This is a genomic window from Roseovarius sp. MBR-154, from assembly GCF_053628595.1.
The window spans coordinates 613540-635330 of the sequence record NZ_JBRJGR010000001.1 but is presented as its reverse complement, the minus strand read 5'-3'; the positions used below and the strand labels follow the sequence as shown (position 1 = coordinate 635330).

Below are 21791 nucleotides of genomic sequence, written 5' to 3'. Positions count from 1 at the left end.
GCCATGGCGACATTGCTTTTCGCAGCGGCAGGATCAGCCATCGGCGGGGCCATCGGCGGCTCGGTGCTGGGCGTCTCGGCGGCGGTGATCGGACAGGCGGCGGGCGGCATCGTCGGGCGCGTGATCGACAACGCGCTGTTCGGCGGGCTGCCCTCGGTCAGCCGCGAGGGGCCACGCCTCGAGTCGGTGCAGGTGATGACCGCTCAGGAAGGCGTACCGCTGACCGATCTGGCGGGCCGGTCCAAGATCGGCGGCACCGTGATCTGGGCGACCCGTCTGCGCGAGGAGACGCGCGTGAACCGCGACCGCGTGGGCAGCGGCAAGCAGAAACAGACCGTCACGACCACCAGTTTCGAGTATTTCGCGAGCTTCGCGGTGAGCCTCGGTGAGGGGCCGGCCGCGCATCTGGGGCGCATCTGGGCCGATGGTCGGCTGTTCGATTTTTCCGACATGATCGCCGAGGGGCGGCTCCGGTTCTACACCGGCTCGGAGGATCAGCTGCCCGACCCGCTGATCGAGGCTGTCGAGGGGCCGAGCCCGGCGTTTCGCGGCACCGCCTATCTGGTGTTCGAGGATCTGCCGCTCGAGGATTTTGGCAACCGCGTGCCGCAGATCACCGCCGAGGTCTGGAGCGCGCCGGGCGAGATGGAAGCCCTTGTGCGCGGGGTCAACGTGATCCCCGGCTCGACCGAATGGGGCTACAGCCCCGCGCCGGTCAACGCGGTGAGCCGCGGCAGTTTTGGCGAGGTTGTCGAGGAATTCCCCGAGAATAACCACCGGTTCAAGACGGTCAGCGACTGGTCGCTGTCGATGGACATGCTGGGTGATCTGCTGCCGAACGCGGGCACCGTGAGCCTGATTGTGGCGTGGTTCGGCACCGATCTGCGCGCCGGGCTCTGCGAGATCAAGCCGCGCGTCGAGAACAAGGAAAAGGAGACGCAACCGGCCTGGGCGGCGGCGGGCCTCACCCGCGCCACGGCCGAGCTGGTGGGCCAGGTGGGCGATGCGGCCGCGTTCGGGTCGGCCCCGGCGGATGCCAGCGTGATCGGGGCAATCACCGATCTGCGCGCCCGCGGGTATCGCGTGGTGTTCTATCCGTTCATCATGATGGATATTCCCGGCGATGCCGCCCTGCCCGCGCCGGATGGCCAGGGCATGCAGGGCGCGTTTCCCTGGCGCGGCCGGATCGCGCCCCGCGCGGGCGAGGATGTGGCCGCCGAGATCGCCGCTTTCATGGGTGATGGTGCGAGCGACTGGCGCTTTCGCCGGTTCATCCTGCACCTGGCCGATCTCGCGGCCCAGGCGGGCGGCGTCGATGCCTTCCTGATTGGGTCCGAGCTGCGCGACCTGACCATGGCCCGCGCCGCTGATGAAAGCTATCCTTTCGTCGACGCGCTGCGCGGTCTGGCAGGCGAGGTGCGCGGCGTGCTGGGGCCTCAGACCCTAATCAGCTATGCCGCCGACTGGTCGGAATATCACTCGCACCGGGTGGGTGGGGATGTGCGGTTTCACCTCGATCCGCTCTGGGCGGATGCGCAGATCGATTTCGTGGGGATCGACAATTACCTGCCCATGTCGGATTGGCGGCCGGGGCGCGATCACCTCGATTTTGACGCCCAGGCAGGGCCGGTCAGCCCCTACGATCTGGGCTACCTCAAATCGAACATCGAGGGCGGTGAATTCTGGGATTGGTTCTATGCCGATCAGGCCGCCCGCGAGGCGCAGGACCGCACACCGATTTTCGACGGAGCTCATGGCGAGCACTGGGTGTTTCGGCAAAAGGCGATTCGCGACTGGCACGGCACGGTGCATCACGACCGGCTCGGCGGGGTGCGCGCGGCCCAGCCCACCGCCTGGGTGCCCGGATCGAAACCGGTCTGGTTCACCGAGACCGGCTGCCCGGCGGTCGATCTGGGCACCAATCAACCGAATGTGTTTTTCGCCGCCAATTCCAGCGAGGCGGCGCTGCCGCATTTCAGCGCCGGGGTGCGCGACGATTTCATCCAGCGCCAGTTCCTGCGCGCGCAATTCGAGTGGTGGGCGGAGAACGGCGCGGGCGTGCTCGACGTCAATGATATCCAGGTCTGGGCCTGGGATGCGCGGCTCTGGCCCGAGTTCCCGTCGCTTTCGGGGCTCTGGGCGGACGGGCCGGACTGGCGGCGCGGGCACTGGCTCAACGGGCGCGCGGGCGCGGCCCCGGCCGCCGAGACCATTGCCCGGCGGCTCACGCGCCAGCACGGGTTGCCGCCCGCGCGCCTCGATGTCAGCGCGGCACACGGGCAGGCCGATGGCTACCCGGCCTCGGGACCGATGGGATTCCGCGACTGGCTGCAGCCGCTCGAGGTCGGTCTCGCGCTCACCGCCTGGGAGGAGGAGGGGGTGATCGTGATCGCCGCGCGCGGGGCGGCGCGCGAGGCGGGCGAATTGATCGAGGACCGGATGGCCGAGCGCGGCGATCAGCTCTTCGACGCCACTCGCGGCGCGCTCGAGGATGTGGCCCGCGCCGCCGAGTTCAAGTTTCGCAACGGCTCTTTTAGTTACGACGCGGCAGTGGCCCGCGCGCGCATCCAGGCAGGCGGCGAGGCCGGAATCGCGCGCGCGGAATCGCCGCTCGTGCTCGATTTTGATCGAGGCGCGCAGGTTGCCGACCGGCTTTTGTTCGGCGCGGCCGAGGGGCGCGAGCGGCTGGTGTTTTCCGCGCCGCGCTCGGCGGTCGATCTGCGCCCAGGCCGCATCCTGCCCGTGCGGATCGAGGGGGCATTGGGCCTGCGCCGGATGCTGGTCGAGCGGGTCACCCTGGGCGAGGCGCTGGCGGTGGAGGCACGGATCTTCGCGCCGCAGATATTCGAACCCTCGGCGGGCGTGTTCCGCCTGCCCCCGCGCCAGCGCAGCCTGCCGTCAAACGCCGTGCTGCTGGTGTTTCTCGACCTGCCGATCCTGCCCGAGCCCGTGGGAGAGGACTGGGATGGCGTGCTGGCCGCGCATGCCTCCCCCTGGCCGGGCCTTGTCACCGTCTCGCGCGGACCCGCGCAGACCGGTACGTTCAGCGCCGCGGCCCCGGTCGAGGCCCCGGCCACCATCGGCACGCTCACCGGCGATCTGGGGCCCGGCCCCTGTGCCGTGTTCACCCCGGATGTGGTAAGCGTCGATGTCGAGATTTTCGGCGGCAGTCTCGTGAGCCGGTCGCGCGAGGATGTGCTGGCGGGGGCCAATCTCGCCGCGATCCGCCACGCGACCGGCTGGGAGGTTCTGAGCTTCACCACGGCCGAGCTGATCGGCCCGCGCCGCTATCGCCTGAGCGGGCTTCTGCGCGGGCAGCGCGGCAGCGAGCATCTGGTGCGCGGCACCGCGCCCTCGGGCGCACGGATCGTCATGCTCGACGGGGCGCTGCGCCCGGCCGGGCTCGCGGCCTCGGAGGCGGGCGCGGATTTCTGGTGGCGCTGGGGACCGGCCGCGCGCCCGGTGGCAGAGCACCAGCTGGGCCAGCACCGGTTCGCGGGCGAGGGCTTGCGGCCCTTCGCGCCGGTACACCTGCGCGCGCATGTGCAGGCGGGCGATTGGCGGATCACATGGATCAGGCGGTCGCGCCTGCCGGTCGACACCTGGTGGGAGACAGGCATAGAGCCGCCCCTCGGCGAGGCATCGGAGCGCTACCGCGTCGAGATCGGGCCCGAAGGCGCACCGCTGCGCGTGATCGAGATCGAGGGCGCGCAGGAGTTTCTCTACACCGCCGCGATGGCCAGTGCCGATGGCGTGGCCCCGCCTTTCGCGCTGCGCGTGGCGCAGATATCGGACACGGCAGGCCCCGGTCGCGCCGCAGAATTGGAGGTGACCGGATGACCGACGCCAATGCCATCCTCGAGGCCGCCCGCGCGCGGATCGCCGCCGCCTGGCCCGAGGCGACGGATGTGACCGGCAGCGCCCATGCGCCCGAGGAGGCGCGCCTGCCCGCCTGGCGCGCGCGCATCGATCCGGGCGATACCGAACCGGCCGGGATGGGCAGCCCTCCCTCCTGGCTGCGCGAGGCTGATCTCACGGTCGAGATCGTCATGGCCCCCTCGGCCGATCCCGAGGCCACGCTGCAGGCGCTGGGGCGCTGGGCGCAGATGGTGCTGCTGGCCCCGCCCGCAGATCTCGGGCTCGACCTGCTGCGCTGCGACCCGGTCGAGATCACCACCGAGCACGCGGCGGGCAAGCGTCAGCTGGGCCGCGTCGAGGCGATCCTGCGCCTGCAATTCCAAGAGCCCGCCGCGGCCCCGCAATTTCCCCAACTGTGACGAGGCCAGAGATGACAGACGGAACGGATGACAGGTTGAAACGGATCGAGGATAAGCTCGACGGACTGACCGAGGCGGTCGTGCGCCTCGCCCGGATCGAGGAGCGCGTGGCCACCATCCTGCAGCGCATGGATGAGGCCGACCGCGCCCGCGCGTCGCACCAGTCCCGAATCGCCGATCTCGAGCGGATGATCGACCGGCGCGCCGGAATGCTGGTCGCGCTCGAGCGGCTGTTCTGGATCGCTGCCACCGCCGGGCTCACGGTCTGGGCCTCGAGCCTCGCCGCCTGATCCCGCAACAAATCCCGCAACATTTTGAACGCCAGAGTCCAGCAGCGGATTGTTTTAAAAGGGAAATCAGAATTATTGAAATCCTACCACCCCAGCCAGTCACTCGCACAGCTCGTGACGTCTTGCGCTGCAATGGTTCTTCCTGATTTTCATTTTGGAAGTGCCCCAAGCGCTGCCCCAACCTCTGCTTTATTTCCCGCCCGAAAGATCAGGGTATGGATTTCGCGCAACACCGTCATCGCAACCGCACTCATACCACTTGCTGACCCAAGCGATCGGCCTCACAAGCGCACCATCGTAATCGATGGAAGCAATAGCCGTGACACTCTCGAGCGCCGTCATATTGGTAGGACTGATCGCCGTCGCCGGGCTGCTTGCGGCGCTGCGCTCGAACTTTAACGACCAGAGGTAGTCCGGATTTCGGCTATAACTGGTTTTGACGACACCTTCGAGTGCTGCCCCAGCCGCCACCATCTCGCCCGCAACGGGTGAAACGGGTGGCGACCAGAGCAGTCTTACGAGGCTATGCCACGCTAGCCCATATCGAGGTCCACACCGTACGCAGCGAACTCCCAGTCGTCGTGTTTGTTGTCGGCCCTCGTCCCGACCTCCAAGTGGTCAGGATTGATGCAGAGGCCGTTGTTGCATCGGTGGCGAACCACGTCATCGAAGGTCAGCACCTCGCGGCGGGTTATCGCATAGATGAAGCGATAGGCGCGCGTCTGGTGGCCCCTGAAGCGAACCTTGCGGCGGGATGGCCCGGGGGTCACCAAGCAGACATCGGGCGTCTCCGTGGCACTCTGGAGCAGTGTGGAGACCCGGTGAAGGGCCTCCTCGTGGTGGTTGCGGATCACATCGGCCAGCCAGCGCTCCGTCGGCTCAATCAGCAGGCACCTCATATGTCGATCTCCACGTCATCGCTAATCGGCTGTCGTGAGCCATCGGGGCCGATGACCTCGCCTCTCTGGGCGGAATGGCCGGGTCGGAGCCACACCACACGCGCGTAATCCACACCACCCCACTTGACCGAGACCTTATGCCAGCCAAGCTCCAGCATCTTGTGGCGGATCGTTTCCGCGTTTGCGTGCATCGTCGATTGGCCTCACCGCAGCTGACGTGGTTGATACCTATGCCTCTGTCGTCGGCAGCGATGTCGTCTTCGACTTCGATATCAGTTCCGTCACACTGTTGGGCCTGACCACAACCACCGGGTTGGAAAGCGATCTTCTCTTCGTCTGACGAGAGGCGCTAATCGAAAAGCGGCGGGCTTCGGTTCGCCGCTTCCTTCAATTGTATTGAGCCCCGACCCTCAGGTCGGGCAGCCGGTTGAGTCCGGGATGCTCGATATTCTTGGGTTTGTGGACATCCAGCGTGAAGGGTGCAGGGTTGCGACGCGGTTCCAATTTGCCGTGTAGCTGCAATCTGCTTTGTCGTAGCCTGTGGGTATCTCTCTGAATTCCCTGCTTTTCTCAAAGTAGGTCTCAACCAGATCTCGCCACATGCGGGCGTCAGCGTCATAGCGCCGCTGGTGCTTGCGGTTCGCGTTCGGAAGGATCACGGCAATTGCACGCCGCGCGTCGCGATCTTTCCGAAGCCATTTCGCATCGACGCCTTGTCCGCCAAACGCGCCCCAGCGACGCCGCATCACACAGAGCGATTGCCCCGCGGCCTGCGCGTCGGGCGCGCCTAGACAGTCTTTGAAGTCGGGCCTGCTCCCCCCGCGCCGATATCCCAGAACAGCCCCGCCATGAGCCGCAGCGCATCGCGGCACACGGGTTTCAGGACATGCTCGTCGGGCGCGTGCTGCGAACAGCCGCGATAGGAATGCGGCACCCAGACCGTGGGCAGCCCTAGGATCTCGGCAAAGGCGTCATTGGGCAACGACCCCGCGAGATTGGGCAGCACATGCGGCGCCTGCCCCGATGTCCGCTCCAGCGAGGCGGCGGTGAATTTCACCCAAGGGTGATCGGGATCAAGCCGCGTGGCGCGGAAGAACCCGCGATCATGCGCCACGATCTGCACCCCCTCGAACCCCTGCGCATCCAGATGCCGCCGCAGCGCGGGCAGGATGTCCTCGGGCGTCGTGCCCACCACGTAGCGCAACTGACAGGTCGCGCGCGCATGCGCCGAAATGGCGTTGACCGGGGCCTCCGGCACGCCGCTCTTCATGGCCAGAATGGCAAAGCTGTTCCAGCCATAGGCGCGCTCGGTGGGCGTCAGGCTTTCCTCGCCCCAATCGGGGTTGATCGCCGGGCCGTCACCGCCCTCGATCGGCAGGCCACCAAGCGCCGCCCGCACACTGTTGCTCAGACTGTCGGGCCGCCATTCGGGAATGCGGATCTGCCCGCGCGCATCGGTGATCGACGACAGCGCCTGCGCCAGGATCATCGCCGGATCGGCCAGGAGCCCCCCCCAATTCCCCGAATGATGCGCCCCTTCGCGCAGATCGACCACCAGATCGAAGGTCACGCCCCCGCGCGAGCCCATGAACATCGTCGGCGTCTCGGGCTGCAATCGCGGCCCGTCCGAGGCGATGAGCACATCCGCCGAAAGCGCATCCTTGTGGGCGGCAAAGAACTCATGCAGCCCCGGCGATCCGGTCTCCTCGCCGGTTTCGATCACGATCCGGCAGTTGAACCCCAATTGCCCGCGCGCCGCGATCACCGCCTCCATCGCCGCGATATTGATCAGGTGCTGCCCCTTGTTGTCGGCGGTGCCGCGCCCATAGAGCCGGTCGCCCTCCTCGACCAGTTTGAACGGATGCAGCCCTTCGCGCCACTGATCGGTCTGCGCGCGGATCACATCGCCATGCCCGTAGCTGAGGATCGTGGGCAGGTCGTCGTCCTCCTGCCGTTCGCCCACCAGCAGCGGCCCCGCCCCCGGCGCGGGATTGTCGTGGATGGCGCAGGCAAACCCCATGCCCGTCAGCCGTGGCAGCATCGCCTCTTGCAGATAGCGCAGCAGTTCCGGGGCCTGATCGGGGTTCTGGCTCTCGGTCTCATAGGCCACCAGATCGGCCAGCTCGGTCTGAAACCGGCCGTCGTCGAAGTAATCGGAAATCGTGGTGATCGCGGCATCTCTGGTCATGATGGTCCTGTCTGTTCTTCTGAAACGGCGTCACCCCAGGGTGACATGATCTCGGTGCAGCCGCTGTTCACGGTGCCCCGCCGCATCACCCCCGCAGGGCAGGCAAAGGCATAGGGGAACGGGCTGCGCCGGGTGGTATGTACGCTATATTCGGCGCGCAGACGCGCCAGCACCGCATCGGGCAGGGTCTCATCGGCGACCACCGCCGCCCCGCCCGACACGTCGATGCGCGGATGATGGAACGCCGCGCCAATCTCCATCCCGTAATCGGCCACGAAGGACGCCATCTGCACCATCGCCGAGACGATCTTGCGCCCGCCCGAGGCACCAAAGGCAAACCGCGCCCCATCCGCCTCGCCCAGGATCGGGCAAACATTCATCAGGCAGCGCTTGCCGGGGGCCAGCGAATTGGGCCGCCCCGGCACCGGATCGAACCACATGATCCCGTTGTTCATCGTGAACCCGGTCGAGGGCGACACCACCCGCGACCCGAAAATCGACAACAAGGTCTGCGTCTGCGCCACCATGTTGCCCTGCCGGTCCACCACCGAGAAATGCGTGGTGCAACCCGCATGCGTCTCGCTCTCACCGGTGTCGCCCATCGTGGACAGCCGGTCGGCATAGGCGGTATTCAACCCGTCCGCATAGGCGGCAAAGCCGTCGGCACCGGGCTGCACCCCCATCTCCCGGCCCTCCATCACCCGCAGGGCATCGGCAAAGGTCGGCCCGGCGGTCAGCCCCGGCAACACATCGAACCGCGCACCGCGATAATCGACGCGCAACGGGTCGCGAAACACCGCCTCATAGCCGCGCAAATCGTCATGGCTCAGACTGCCGCCCTTGGCCTGAATATCGGCTGCCATCGCCGCCCCCAGGTCGCCGTCATAGAGCGCCCGCGCGCCATGCCGCGCGATCTGCTCCAGACTGTCGGCCATCCGCCCCTGATCCAGCCGCTTTTCCGCCAGCGCCGTCCAGCCCGAGATCGTCGGCCACTGCCCGTCCTCCAGAAAGACGGCGGCGGCATCCGCATCCTTGGCCAGTTCCCGCGTGGTCGAGGCGATGATCAGCGCGGCATACCAATCCACCAGCATCCCCTCGCGCGCATGCGCGATGGCGGGGGCCAGCAGATCGGCCCAGGGCATACGGCCATAGCGCGCATGCATCCGCCCCATGCCATCAACCAGCCCCGGCACCGCCACGGCGGTGGCACTCTGCACGTTGCGGTCGCCCTCGACCTGCTCCCACGGGAAAAGATCGCCCGCCACACCCTTGCCGGTCAGCGGATAGTCGGCGGGATCAAGTGCTGCCGGTGCGCGCATCCCGTAATCCAGCGCCTCGGCCCGGCCGTCCTCCGCACGCCACAGCATCAGCGCACCGCCCCCCGCCGGGCCGCTCATCCACGGCTCCAGCACGCCAATGACGAAAGAGGTGGCAATCGCGGCATCCACCGCGTCACCCCCCGCCGCCAGCACATCGGCCCCCGCCTGCGCGGCCAGCCGGTGCTGCGCGGCGACGATGCCGTATTCGGTCTCGATGACGGTCTTGGTCGTGGTCGCCGTGCGCGCCAGGTTCACCGACATCTCACGCCGCCTTCGGATTGTGCATCGGGCTTTGCGGATCGTGCAGGTGGCACTCCACACGCCCGCCCGAAGTCTCGACGGCACGCGGCGCGGTGGTCTTGCACAGGTCCGTCACCATCGGGCAACGCGGATGGAAATGACAGCCCGAGGGCGGGTCGATGGGGTTGGGATAGGCCATGCCAAGCTGCGTATCGGGCACGCCCAGCCCCGGCTCCGGCGTCAACACCGATTTCAACAAAGCCTGCGTATAAGGATGCGCCGCCTCGTCAAACAGCCCCGCGACACCCGCCTCCTCGACGATGCGCCCCAGATACATCACCGCAACCCGCGTCGCCAGATGCTCCACCACAGCCAGATCATGGCTGATGAACAGATAGGTCAGCCCGAACTCGCGGCGCAGATCGCCCAAGAGGTTCAAAATCTGGCTCTGCACCGACACATCCAGCGCCGAGGTCGGCTCGTCGCAGATCACGATCTCGGGCTTCATGATCAGCGCGCGGGCAATTGCCACGCGCTGCCGCTGGCCGCCCGACATCTGGCTGGGAAAGGTGTTCATCACCCGCGCAGGCAGCCCCACGATATCGAGGATCGTGCGCACTTCCTTTTCCCAATGCGCGCGATCACCGATGCCATGCACGCGCAAGGGCAGCGACACGATGTCAAAGATGCTCTTGCGCGGGTTGAGCGACGAATAGGGATCCTGAAAAATCGGCTGAATCCGCCGCGCCAGCGTCATGCGGTCCTGCGCGCCGATCTCTTCGCCATCGACCAGCACCTGCCCCGCCGTGGGCGCCTCCAGCCCCAAGAGGATCTTGGCCAGCGTGGACTTGCCGCAGCCGGATTCACCCACCAGCCCCAGCACCTCGCCGCGCGGCAGCGAGAGCGACACGTCGTTGACCGCCGTCAGGGGCCGCGCCGTGCCGAACAGGCCCTGCTTGACGTGATAGGTCTTGGTCACGCCGCGCAATTCCAGAACGGCGGATGCAGATGCGTTGCTCATGCGGTGACCTCCTCTTCGGCATGGCGTTTGCCATCGGGATGAATGCAACGAAACATATGCGTGCCCTCTTCCCGGCGCGGGATATCGGCCTTGCACTCCGCGTGCGCAAAGGGACAGCGCGTGCGAAACGCGCAGCCCTGCACATCGCCGATCAGCGACGGCACGATGCCCGGAATGGTGCCCAGCGTGCTGCCCCGCTCGGTCTTGCCCGGCTGCGGGATGCAGCGCAGCAATCCGCGCGTATAGGGGTGCGACGGCGTGTTGAACACGTCGGTCGCCGGGCCGGTCTCCACCAACTCGCCCGCATACATCACCGCCACCTTGTCGGCCACACGCGCGACGACGCCCAGATCATGGGTAATGAGGATCATTGCCATGTTCATCTCGCGGCCCAGATCGTAAAGCAGCCGCAGGATCTGCGCCTGAATGGTGACGTCGAGCGCGGTGGTGGGTTCGTCCGCGATGATCAGTTCCGGCTCGCACATCAGCGCCATGGCGATCATCACCCGCTGGCGCAACCCGCCCGACAATTGATGCGGATACTGCCCAAGACGGCTGCGCGCGGCGGTGATCCCGACCTTTTCCAGTAGTTCCACCGCACGATCCCGCGCCGCCTCGCGACCGACAGATTTGTGCAACAGCAGCGCCTCGGTCAGCTGATCGCCAATCGTATAGGCCGGGTTGAGCGACGTCATCGGCTCCTGAAAGATCATCGCCATACGGTCACCGCGCAGCGCGCGCATGGCGCGCGGCTTGGCGGTCAGGATATCCGTGCCGTCGAAATCCATCCGGTCAGCGCTGCGCCGGATGGTCTTGCCCAACAGGCCCATCAGCGCCAGCGAGGTCAGCGACTTGCCCGACCCAGACTCGCCCACGATGCACAGCGTCTCGCCGCGCATCAGGTCGAAATCAATACCGCGCACCGCGTGCAATGTGCCACCACCAACGGGAATATCCAGCGTCAGGTTGCGCACGCTCAGCAGGGGTTTCTCCATGGTCTCAGCTCCGGTTTTCGGGGGCGGTGACGTCGCGCAGACCGTCGCCCATCAGGTTGATCGCCAGCACGAGGATGAACAGCACGGCGCCGGGAATGAGCACCATCCACGGCTCGAACAGCATCATGTTCTTGCCCTCCGACACCATCAGGCCCCAGCTTGGCGTGGGCGGCTGCACGCCGAGGCCGAGGAAGGACAGCGCCGCCTCCAGCAGGATCGCATGCGCCATTTCCAGCGTCACCACGACGATCAGGTTATTGGCGATATTGGGCATGATCTCCGACAGGATCACGCGCGGGGTCGAGGCGCCGATCGCGCGCGCGGCGGCCACATATTCGCGCCCCCGCACCTGCAAGGTCGAGGCGCGCATCACCACCGCGAACCGGTCCCACAAGAGCAGGCCGAGAACCACGATCACCACCTGCAACGATCCGCCCAGAATGGCCACCACCGCAAGCGCCACCAGAACCACCGGCATCGCCAGCCGCACGTTGATGAGAAACGTGACCACCATGTCCACGCGCCCGCCGAAATACCCGGCGGCCACGCCCATCGCGGTGCCGATCACACCCGAGATCAGCGCCGCAATCCCCCCGATCATCAGCGACACCCGCGCGCCGTAAATCAGCCGCGACAGGTAATCCCGCCCCAGATGGTCGGTGCCCAAGGGATGCTCCCAATCGCCGCCCAGAAACACCGGCGGCTCCATCCGCGTCATCAGGCTTTGGGCATAAGGGTCATGCGGGGCCAGGAGCGGCGCAAAGATCGCGACCAGCGTCAGGATCACCAGCACGCCCGCGCCGATCATCAGGCCCTGATGGCCGAACACGCGCTTGCGCAGCATCTGCCCCGGCGTCGGGCCGGTGATCTCTGCCAGAATCGGATCCTGAGTATCGAGTTGGGTCATCTCAGCTGCTCCGCATACGGGGGTCGAGCCAGGCATTCAGCACATCGGCAAGGAAGGTGAAGACGATGTAGAACATCGAAAAGACGAGGATCAGCGCCTGCACCGTCGGCAGGTCGTTGCGCGCGATGCTTTCCCAGGCAAGGAACCCCGCACCATGCAGCGCAAAGATCGACTCGACCACGATCGAGCCGCCCAGCATGAAGCCCATCTGGACGGCGGCCAGCGACACCACCGGGATGATCGCGTTGCGCAGCGCATGGCGGAACAGCACCCGGCCCTCCGGCGCGCCCTTGGCCCGCGCGGTGCGGATATAATCCGACGATAGCACGTCGAGCATCCCGGCCCGCGTCAGGCGCATGATCGCGGGCATCGCATAATAGCCCAACACAATGGTCGGCATGATGAAATGCGCAGGCGTGGATGCGCCCGACGGCGGCAGCCATCCCAGTTGAATCGCAAAGATCACGATCAGGATCAGGCCGAACCAAAAGCTTGGCATCGCCTGCCCCGCCACCGACAAAAACAGCGCCACCCGGTCAATGATCGAATTCGGCCGGATCGCGGCGGCCACGCCCAGCGGCACGGCGGTCAAAAGCGCAAAGGTGATCCCGCAAACCCCCAGCGTCATCGTCACGCCCAGCCGGTCCACGATCAGCGACGACACTGGCAGGCGGAAATAATAGCTTTCCCCGAAATCGAATTGCAGCGCCGAAATCAGCCATTCGCCATATTGCACCAGCATCGGCCGATCGAAGCCATAGAGCTTGCGGATCGATTCGATATCCTCGCCGCTCGCGGTCTCGCCCGCCAGCGCCGCCGCAGGATCGCCCGCCATGAACAGCAGGCTGAAGCTGATGAAGGACACGGTAAAGGCCACCAGAACGGCAAGGCCAAGTCGTTTTAGAATGAATAAGAGCACGGGCAGGCCCCTCGTTTTCTGGCAGATCGCTGAAGGCGCGGGCGTCGGGGGATACGGAGGGCCGCAGGCGCGGCCCCCCGATCAGAGGACGTGGTTCACTTCCACTCCATCGTGGTGAAGCGCAGCACCTCGTCGGCGGTCGGCGTGTATTCCACCTCGTTGGTGGACACGTAGTTGGTGTTGTACGAGAACATCGGCGCCCAATAGGCCTGCTCGGTGATCCGCTCGATGGCCTTGGCGTAATGCTCCTTGCGCACCTCCGGGTCGGTCGCGCTGTCGGCCACCTCTAGATCGGCCAGCACCTGATCGTCGCGCGCATCGTCGAGCGAGCCATGCTTGAAGAACTGGCTGACCATCGCCGAGGCGTCGTTGACCGAGAAGCTGCCCCAGGTCAGGAAGGCCAGCGGCACGTCGCCGCTCATGTTCATTTCCCGCAGCGCGGAATATTGCAGGAAGTTGAAATTCGCGTCGATGCCCACGGCATTGAGATAGCTCAGGATCGCCTCGGCATATTCACGGTCGCGATAGGCGTAGAACTCGGTCTCGAACCCGTCGGGATAGCCCGCCTCCGCCAGCAGGGCCTTGGCCTTCTCGGGGTCGTATTCATACTGTGTCGCGGCCTCTTCCACGCACCCGAACTGGCTCGGGAAGCACGGCGTCCAGACCACCTTGGATTCGCCCTTGAGCAATGCCGCCACCAGTTCTTCGCGGTTGATCGCGTGGTTGACGGCTTGGCGCACCTTGAGCTTGGTAAACGGCGTGTCGCCCGAGCGCCCGGCGGCATCCATCGACAGATACCCCACCCGCATGGTCGATTCGTTGGTGACCGTGAACTGATCCATCTCGGCCAGTTTCTCGGCCTGGTCCGAAGGCACTTGCCAGATCAGGTCAAGCGAGCCGCTGAACAGCTCGGCCATCTGCGTGTTGACGTCCGGAATGGTGCGGATGTCGACATGGGCGATCTCGGGCTGACCCTTGGGGCTGTCATGGTAATTCTCGTACTTCTCCAGAACGAAATGCTGCCCCGGCGTCACCGACACCACCTTGTAGGGGCCGGTGCCCACGGGCTCCAGACCCATGCCCGACGGACCCGCCTCGGCGTAATACTCGTTGGGATACATCGACACCGGGCCGGACAGGAATTCGATAGCCGCCGGGAACTTGTCCTTGAGGTGGATGCGAACGGTATAGTCGTCGATCTTCTCAGCCGATTTCATCCAGTTGACGTTCCGCTGCGTCTTGACGCCGTTTTCTTCCTTGGCGACGAAATTGACGGTGTAGACCACGTCATCGGCGTTGAACGGCTCGCCATTGTGAAAGGTCACGCCCTCGCGCAGCTTGAATTCAAGCGTCAGGTCGTCGATCCATTCCCACGAGGTGGCAAGGTTGCCCTGGTATTCGTTGGTGGCCGGATCGCGGTAGATCAACCCGTCCCAGATCGCGCGCTGCAAAACGACACCCTCACGCGAGGAGTTGAAGTAGCTGTCGACGTTCTCCAACTCCTTGGTAAAGGCCACGCGCAGCGTGTCGTTGGCCTTGTCGGCATAAGCCGCACCAGAGGCCGCGACAATCGCCAGACCGGCAATTGCATGTCTCAAAGAGGACTGTTTCATGTCTCTCTCCCTATGTTGGTCGCGCGCCGATATGGCGAGGCGCGTGAGGTTGGCTTTTCGTTGACGTATCATATTATGATACATATAATCGCCATATGATCCATTAAGGCGAACATCACGTATATCGTCAAGCCCGGCTTTGGGTGCGCGGCCAGATTTTATGAGAGATGCATGAAAACAAAGCAGGATACGCTCTACGTCGGCTCGCTCGCCAAGGGCCTGCGCCTGCTGCGCGCCTTCGACGAGGGCCATACCGACCTGTCGCTTGGCGAACTGGCGCAACGCACCGGGCTCGACAAGAGCGCCACGCAACGCCTCGCCAACACGCTGCATGTCGAGGGCATGCTCGACAAGGACCCGGCCACGCGCCGCTTTCGCCCCTCGCATGCCTGGCTGCAGATGGCCTATGCCTATTACTGGTCCGACCCGCTGATCGGTCAGGCCATGCCCAAGCTGATCAGCCTCAGCCAGGACTTGGGCGAGACCGTGAACCTTGCGGAAATCTCGGGCGATCACATCATCTATGTCAGCCGCCTGCCCTGCAAACGTACCTATTTCGCGGCCACCATCATCGGGCGTCGCCTGCCCGCGCTCTCCACCTCGGGCGGGCGCGCGATGATCGCCACCTTCCCCGAGGAGGAACGCCGCCACGCCATCGAGACATGGCCGATCACCCCCTTCACCCCCAGCACGACGCTCGACCGCGCGCAGATCGCCACCAGCATAGAAGACGCCGCCCGCGACGGCTTCGCCATCTCCACCGGGCAGATGATTCTCAACGAAATCGGCGTCGCCAGCCCGATCATCGGCCATGACGGGCGCGCCTTCGCCGCCGTGCAATGCTCGGTCTCGGCCCATACCTGGACACGCGAGCGTATCGTCGCCGAGATCCTGCCCAAGCTGCAGGACACCGCTAACGCGATTTCCCCCGCCTTCCGTGCGCATCGCGCAGGCTGGGACTGATCGGCGTGCACCGCAAACGACTATGCTCACCGGTGCGGCGGGCATCCGGACCGGCACGCGCAATGAACCCGCGTCGCGACAGGGCGGGCATTGCTGATCCTCCCGGTCTGAGAGCTGTGCAGTCTGGCCGTAAGATCCGGGCCGACGCCCTGCAATCGCCACCTCCGCGACCCGGCCGAGACGGCGAAGGCAGGTGTATCGGAGGCCGGGCTCAGCCCTTGCCGAGGCGACGCGCGCGGAGGTCCTCGACGATCACGTAGAGCACCGGCACAAGCAACAGCGACAGTACCGTCGTCGCGAGCATGCCTCCGATCACCGTGGTGCCCAGCGAGATGCGCGCATTGGCGCCGGCGCCGGTCGACAGGATCAGCGGCAGCGCGCCGAGGATGAACGACACAGCCGTCATCAGGATCGGCCGCAGCCGCAGCCGCGCCGCGCTCAATGCCGCCTCGACCGGTCCGAGGCCGTCCATCCGCTGGCTGCGGGCGAACTCGACGATCAGGATGGCGTTCTTGGCGCTCAGCCCCACCAGCATCAAGAGCCCGATCTGCCCGAAGATGTCGAGATCGAGCCCCGCAACGGTCAGCGCCCCGATCCCGCCGAGGGCGGCGAAGGGCACCGACAGCATGATCACGAGGGGCATGCTCAGGCTCTCGAGCTGCGCCGCAAGGACAAGGAAGACAAAGCCGATGGCGAGCGTGAAGATCAGCGGCGTCCATCCGGCGGACTGCTTTTGCTGAAAGGTGGCACCGGTCCACTCGAACCCGAAGCCGGGACCCAGAACCTCGTCGGCGGTTTCCTCGACGGCCGCGACGACTTCGCCCGAACTCGCCCCCGGTGCGGTCTGGGCCTGGATCTCGACGGCTGGAAACAGGTTGTAGCGCGAGATCGCCTGCGGCCCGGTCGCGACCCGCGCATCGAGCAGCGTGTCGAGCGGCACCGGCGCGCCATCACGGTTGCGCACCGACAGATCGGCAAGATCGGCGACCGAGTCGCGCGCGGCGGGTTCAGCCTGCACGAACACGTTGTAGGTCTGGCCGAAGCGCGTGAACTCGTTGACGAAGGCCGAGCCGAGATTGGCCTGGGTGACATCGAACAGCCGACGGACCGGCACACCCGCCTGCTCGGCCTTGTCGCGGGCGATGTCGAATTCGTATTGCGGCACGCTCGCGGTGAAGGTGGTGAAGGCCGAGCCGATCTCCGGGCGCTGGTTGAGCGCGCCGATGAACTCCTCCGCCTGCGCCGCGAGCGCGTCGGTCTCCTGAAAGTCGAGCCCCTGCATCTGCAGCCGCACGCCGCCGGTGGAGCCGACGCCAGGGATCGGCGGGGCGTTGAAGATCTGCACGCGCGCCTTCTGGTAGCCGACGAATTCCCCGCGCAGCCGCTCGATCAGCGCCGTGGCGGATGTGTCCGGGCCGCGCTCGGCCCAGGGTTCCAGGATCGGGATCAGGAAACCGAAATAGGGCGCGTTGACATTGCCGACGAAGCTGCGCCCGGCCACCGCCACAACGTCGCGCACGCCGGGAATCTCGCGCACGCGCTCCTCGATTTCGAAGACCACCTCACGCGTGCGCTGGAAGGCGGCGGCCTCGGGCAGTTGCACGTTGATCACGAAATAGCCCTGATCCTCGGACGGCACAAAGCCGGTCGGACGCTGCGAGAACAGACCCGCCGTGATGGTAGCGACCACGACAAGCGCGATCACCGCGACCGCCTTGTGACCGGAAAGCCGGTCCAGAACGGCGCAATAGCCGCGCCCGAGCCGGTCGAGCCCTGCGTTGAAGGCACGGAACGGAGCCGCGGGCGCGCGCTCCACCCGGCGCAGCAGCCGCCGTGAGAGCGCCGGCGTCAGCGTCAGCGACATCAGCGTCGACAGTCCGACGGCAATCGCCACCGTCAGCGAGAACTGGTTGTAGAGCAACCCGCTGATGCCGGGAATGAAGGCCACCGGCACGAACAGTGCGAACAGCACCGCAGTGGTGGCGATGATCGGGCCGAGCACCTCGGAGACGGCGCTGCCGGTGGCGGTCTCGGGCGGTTCACCATCGTCGAGATGGCGCTGGACATTCTCGACCACGACGATGGCGTCGTCGACCACCAGCCCCACGGCGAGGATCAGGCCGAGCAACGTCAGCTGGTTCACCGAAAAGCCGAGCGGGAACATCACCGCAAAACTGCCCGTCAGGGCCACCGGGATCACGATAGAGGGGATCAGCGTCGCGACCCCTCGCTGCAGGAACAGATAGACCACGAGCACCACCAGCAGGATGGCAAGCCCGAGGGTCTTGACCACCTCGATCACCGCCGCGCTGACAAAGCGCGAGGTGTCAAAGCCGATCTCGTAGCCGAGACCGGGGGGCAGGCGCTCCTCGACCACCGCCATCTCCGCCTTGATCGCGTCGAGCAGCGCGAGGGCGTTGGCGTCGGGGGACTGGAAGATGCCGATCTGTGCGGCAACCTTGCCTGAGTAGCGCGCCGCCGAGCCGTAGGTCTGCGCGCCCAGCTCGACGCGGGCCACGTCGCCCAGGGTCACCGTCGCCCCGCCGGGTTCGGCGCGCAGCACGATGTCGCGGAACTCCTGCGCCAGCATGAGCCGCCCCTCGGCGGTCGCGACATATGAGAATACCTGATCCTCCGGTGCCGGGGAGCCGCCAAGGGTCCCACCCGACACCGCGGCGTTTTCCTCACGGACAGAGGCGATCACATCGACGGCGTCGAGCCCGAAGCTCTCGAGCTTGGCCGGATCCAGCCAGACGCGCATGGCATAGTTGCGCTGCGTGAAGTTCACGACGCGGCCAACCCCTGGCAGGCGCCGGATACGGTCGACGATATTGATGTCCGCATAGTTCGAGACGAAGAGCTCGTCGAAGGTGCCGGTCTCGGAGAACAGGCTGATCACCGCCGTAAGCTGCGGCGAGGCGGTCTCGATGGTGATGCCACGGTCGATGACATCCTGCGGCAGTTGCGGCCGGGCCTGGTTGACCTCGTTGAGCACATCCGTCGCCGCCTGATCGCCCTCGGTGCCGACCGAGAAGGTGGCGGTCACAACCGCGCTGCCGTCATTGCTCGAGCTCGACTGGATGTAGATCAGCCCGTCGACCCCGTTGATCGCCTGTTCGAGCGGGGTTGCGACCGTTTGCGCGACGGTGGCGGCGTCCGAGCCGGTGAAGGTCGCCGAGGTGCGCACCTGCGGCGGCACGACGTTGGGATAGCGCGACACCGGCAGCACCAGAAGCGCCACGGCACCGAAGATCACCAGCATCAGCGCGAGAACCGAGGCAAGGATCGGCCGGTCGATGAAGACGCGGATCATTCCGGGCCCGCCTCTGTTGCGCGCGCCGCCGTCGTCGCCGGGTCCGCCGGTTGCACGCTTTGGCCGGGCCGCAGCGATTGCAGCTTGCCCACGGCCACGCGGTCGCCGCGCGCCAACGCACCCTCGACCGCAGTCCGCCCGTCATGCTCGGGGCCGGTCTCGACCGTGATCAGCTCGATCCTGTTCTCCTTGGTCAGGCGAAACACGGCGCGCGTGTTCTGCGAGGTCACAAGGGCGCGCGTCGGCACCGTCAAGTGCGCACGGGTGCCGAGATCGGCGCTCACCCGCGCGAACTGGCCGGGCACGAGCGTGCGTTGCGGATTGGCGATCACCGCGCGCACCGCAAGGGTGTTGGTCGCCGGGTCGAATTCCTGGCCGATCCCGTCAATCGTGCCCTCATGCACCTTGTCATCGCCCTCGACGCGCACGCGGATCGGCACCGGCGCGCCGCGCGCCGCCCGCGCGCTGCGCAGATCGGCAAGTTGCCCGGCACTCGGCTGCACCTCGACCTCGATCGGATCGACCTGAACCAGGGTCGCGAGACGCGTCTCGCCGGCGGTGACCAGGTCGCCAACATCCGCCTTGGAAAAGCCGACCTTGCCGTCGAATGGCGCCTTGATCACCGAGAATTCGAGATCGAGACGGGCACGCTCGAGCTGGGCCTCGAGTTCACCGATCTGCGCCGCCGCCGCGTCGCGATCGCGCCGTATCTCGTCGAGGTTGCTCTGCGAGGCAAAGTCCTCGTCGGCAAGTTCGGCAATCCGCGTCACCTCACGCTCGAAGAAAACCAGCGAGGCCCGCGCACCCTCGAGCCGCGCCTGAAGCTCGTCGATGCGCACCTCGAAGGTGCGCGGATCAAGCCGGAAGAGCACCGCGCCCTTCTCGACAAAGCTTGCATCCTCGACGTGGCGCGCCTCGAGATAGCCGGTGACACGCGGGGTCAGCTCCACCCGCTGCGGGGCAATCAGCCGCCCACTGAAGGAGGCCGATGCGGGAATATCCTCGCGCGTGACCTGCGCGACATCCACCCTCGGCGCGCCGCTCTCCCCGGGCCGGGCGGCACTGCTTTGCGTCGGCGCGACCAGTTCCGTGATCGGCTCGGGCACGAGGCGGTCCTGCCAGCCGGTGCCCGCGAGCAGGCCGAAAAGCGGCTGGCCGCTCGACACGAGCGACACCGCGATGATCGCCGCTGCGCCGAGCGCGGTCGCGGCGGCGGTGGTGAAAAGTCGGCGCATTTGCTCCCTTTTCCTCTTGGCATTGACCGGACACAAGCCTTGGAGCATCCGATGTAGCTACTCGAATGAGCTAGTGCGATGTAATGCACCGGCTAGCCCGGGTAAACCATCGGGCAGACCGGCGGAGAGACGAGACCCGACGCGGCGGAGGCCGATCAATCTCGCCGGGACGGACGGGACTGCGGACCTGACCCCGCATATCGCGCGCAACCCATTGGCGACGCGCCGCCACCGGCACCCATGATTGGGCAGATCCACGCCCTCGCAAAGCACCATGTCCCTAAACGCGCATTCCGACCCCTCGCCTGACAAAACCACCGTTCAGGGAGCGCCTCATCACCGCCCGGCCAGACGTTTCCAGTTGAGCCGCGTGAATGAGGCCCGTCAGGCATCTCGCGCCAGCCGAAGACCGGTCATCTGCCAGCGCTGATGCGGGTAGAAGAAATTACGGTAGCTCGATCGCATCTGGCGAACCGGTGTTGCGCAAGAGCCGCCGCGAAGAACCATCTGGTTGATCATGAACTTGCCATTGTACTCGCCCAAGGCCCCGTCGGGTTGGCGAAACCCCGGATAAGGGCTGAACGGGCTTTGGGTCCACTCCCAGACATTGCCCCACATCGCGTCGCCGGGCGATGGCCGCAGGTGGCCGCTTTCCAGAAAATTGCCTTCGATCGACACAGGTGCTGCGGCTTCCCATTCGGCCTCTGTCGGCAGGCGCGCCTCTGCCCAGCGGGCAAATGCGTCCGCCTCGTAATAACTGACATGAACAACGGGCGCATCCAGATCGACCGGCTGTGGTCCGCGCAGCGTATAGGACCACCAACCGCCATCCTGCCACCACCAATAAAGCGGGGCGGTCCAGTCCTCGGCACGACAGGCGGCCCATCCATCGCTGAGCCACAGCGTCTGCGTGGCATAACCGCCATCCTCGATGAACGCGATCCAGTCCCGGTTGCTGACCGGGCGGGACGCCAGGGCGTAGGGTGCCAACATCACGCCATGGCGCGGCCTCTCACAGTCGTAACTGAATCCCTCTCCCTCATGTCCGATTTCCGTCAGGCCGCCATCATGCCGGGTGAACGCGAGATCTCGCGAGGTCGATGGCCGCGGCGCCTCGGCAGGTTTGTACGCGATCAGAAGCGGGTTATACGACAGGCCGTGCAGAACATCCGTAACCAGCAGCTCTTGATGCTGCATTTCGTGATGAGAGCCGAGCGTCACACGGTCCATGATCTCCGGATGCTCCGCTCGATTCTGCCGGAGCAGGTCGGAGATGGCACAGGTGACGTGCCGACGATACGACATCACCTCCTCGAGGCTCGGTCGCGAAATGAGACCACGCTTGTCGCGCGCGTGACGTGGCCCGGCCTGCACGTAATAGGAATTGAACAGGAACGCGAAGCGCTCGTCGGGCGAAACATAGCCGGGCAGGAATGGCTTGAGAATAAACTCCTCGAAGAACCAGGTCGTATGCGCGAGGTGCCATTTCGGCGGGCTGGCGTCTTCCATGGATTGAAGCATGCAGTCCTCGGCCGACAGGGGGCTGATCAACTCCTCCGTCTGGCTGCGCACGTCCTCAAAGAGGTCGGGAATCCCGGACATGTCTTTCATC

The 21791-nt window shown here is 66.0% G+C and carries 17 protein-coding genes; 5 read left to right on the top strand and 12 right to left on the bottom strand.

The window, feature by feature from the left end; translation table 11 throughout:
• Positions 1–3 precede the first annotated feature (3 nt).
• The 3 genes from ACSSV4_RS02960 to ACSSV4_RS02950 are packed head-to-tail and all read left to right on the top strand — an operon-like array spanning position 4 to position 4567.
• Entirely contained in the window at positions 4–3840 is a 3837-nt protein-coding gene (locus ACSSV4_RS02960) for a baseplate multidomain protein megatron (RefSeq protein WP_454273301.1), read from the top strand.
• Positions 3837–4277, top strand: coding sequence for a hypothetical protein (locus ACSSV4_RS02955; RefSeq protein ID WP_454273300.1), 441 nt, complete (start codon positions 3837–3839; stop codon positions 4275–4277). Before ACSSV4_RS02960 ends, ACSSV4_RS02955 begins: the two co-directional genes overlap by 4 nt.
• 11 nt (positions 4278–4288) lie before the next feature.
• Positions 4289–4567, top strand: a complete 279-nt coding sequence (locus ACSSV4_RS02950; protein ID WP_454273299.1) for a hypothetical protein — start codon at positions 4289–4291, stop codon at positions 4565–4567.
• Between the two features lie 533 nt (positions 4568–5100).
• Here the strand turns inward: ACSSV4_RS02950 and ACSSV4_RS02945 are convergent.
• The gene (locus ACSSV4_RS02945) at positions 5101–5466 is read right to left on the bottom strand and encodes a hypothetical protein (protein WP_454273297.1); all 366 of its coding nucleotides are present in this window, start codon (positions 5464–5466) and stop codon (positions 5101–5103) included.
• Positions 5463–5657, bottom strand: a complete 195-nt coding sequence (locus tag ACSSV4_RS02940; protein WP_454273296.1) for a hypothetical protein — start codon at positions 5655–5657, stop codon at positions 5463–5465. The genes ACSSV4_RS02945 and ACSSV4_RS02940 overlap by 4 nt, the downstream gene beginning before the upstream one ends.
• A gap of 26 nt (positions 5658–5683) precedes the next feature.
• Between ACSSV4_RS02940 and ACSSV4_RS02935 the strand changes: the two genes are divergently transcribed.
• Positions 5684–5806, top strand: coding sequence for a hypothetical protein (locus ACSSV4_RS02935; protein ID WP_454273294.1), 123 nt, complete (start codon positions 5684–5686; stop codon positions 5804–5806).
• 447 nt (positions 5807–6253) lie between these two features.
• Here the strand turns inward: ACSSV4_RS02935 and ACSSV4_RS02930 are convergent, their stop codons facing one another.
• From ACSSV4_RS02930 to ACSSV4_RS02900, 7 genes are all read right to left on the bottom strand, one after another.
• Complete coding sequence (locus tag ACSSV4_RS02930) at positions 6254–7654, bottom strand: M20 family metallopeptidase (protein WP_454273293.1); 1401 nt, start codon at positions 7652–7654, stop codon at positions 6254–6256.
• Positions 7651–9234 (bottom strand): gamma-glutamyltransferase, encoded by a 1584-nt coding sequence (locus ACSSV4_RS02925; protein WP_454273291.1) that lies wholly within the window; start codon positions 9232–9234, stop codon positions 7651–7653. The genes ACSSV4_RS02930 and ACSSV4_RS02925 overlap by 4 nt, the downstream gene beginning before the upstream one ends.
• 1 nt (position 9235) lies before the next feature.
• The gene (locus ACSSV4_RS02920) at positions 9236–10234 is read right to left on the bottom strand and encodes an ABC transporter ATP-binding protein (RefSeq protein WP_454273289.1); all 999 of its coding nucleotides are present in this window, start codon (positions 10232–10234) and stop codon (positions 9236–9238) included.
• Positions 10231–11229: an ABC transporter ATP-binding protein gene (locus ACSSV4_RS02915; protein ID WP_454273288.1), complete on the bottom strand. Its 999-nt coding sequence runs from the start codon at positions 11227–11229 to the stop codon at positions 10231–10233. The genes ACSSV4_RS02920 and ACSSV4_RS02915 overlap by 4 nt, the downstream gene beginning before the upstream one ends.
• Before the next feature lie 4 nt (positions 11230–11233).
• On the bottom strand, positions 11234–12136 hold the full coding sequence (locus ACSSV4_RS02910; RefSeq protein ID WP_454273287.1) for an ABC transporter permease: 903 nt from the start codon (positions 12134–12136) through the stop codon (positions 11234–11236).
• 1 nt (position 12137) lies between these two features.
• On the bottom strand, positions 12138–13055 hold the full coding sequence (locus ACSSV4_RS02905; protein ID WP_454273286.1) for an ABC transporter permease: 918 nt from the start codon (positions 13053–13055) through the stop codon (positions 12138–12140).
• A gap of 95 nt (positions 13056–13150) precedes the next feature.
• Positions 13151–14668: an ABC transporter substrate-binding protein gene (locus ACSSV4_RS02900; protein ID WP_454273284.1), complete on the bottom strand. Its 1518-nt coding sequence runs from the start codon at positions 14666–14668 to the stop codon at positions 13151–13153.
• Positions 14669–14839: 171 nt separating this feature from the next.
• Between ACSSV4_RS02900 and ACSSV4_RS02895 the strand changes: the two genes are divergently transcribed.
• Positions 14840–15631 carry an IclR family transcriptional regulator gene (locus tag ACSSV4_RS02895; RefSeq protein ID WP_454273283.1) on the top strand — a complete coding sequence of 264 codons (792 nt, stop codon included), beginning with the start codon at positions 14840–14842 and terminating at the stop codon, positions 15629–15631.
• 211 nt (positions 15632–15842) lie between these two features.
• Here ACSSV4_RS02895 and ACSSV4_RS02890 read toward each other — a convergent pair whose 3' ends face one another.
• The 3 genes from ACSSV4_RS02890 to egtB all read right to left on the bottom strand — a co-directional run bounded on the left by ACSSV4_RS02890 (position 15843) and on the right by egtB (position 21790).
• Positions 15843–18944, bottom strand: coding sequence for an efflux RND transporter permease subunit (locus ACSSV4_RS02890; RefSeq protein WP_454273282.1), 3102 nt, complete (start codon positions 18942–18944; stop codon positions 15843–15845).
• Positions 18941–20179: an efflux RND transporter periplasmic adaptor subunit gene (locus ACSSV4_RS02885; protein WP_454273280.1), complete on the bottom strand. Its 1239-nt coding sequence runs from the start codon at positions 20177–20179 to the stop codon at positions 18941–18943. The genes ACSSV4_RS02890 and ACSSV4_RS02885 overlap by 4 nt, the downstream gene beginning before the upstream one ends.
• A 384-nt stretch (positions 20180–20563) precedes the next feature.
• The gene (egtB, locus tag ACSSV4_RS02880) at positions 20564–21790 is read right to left on the bottom strand and encodes an ergothioneine biosynthesis protein EgtB (protein WP_454273279.1); all 1227 of its coding nucleotides are present in this window, start codon (positions 21788–21790) and stop codon (positions 20564–20566) included.
• Position 21791 lies beyond the last annotated feature (1 nt).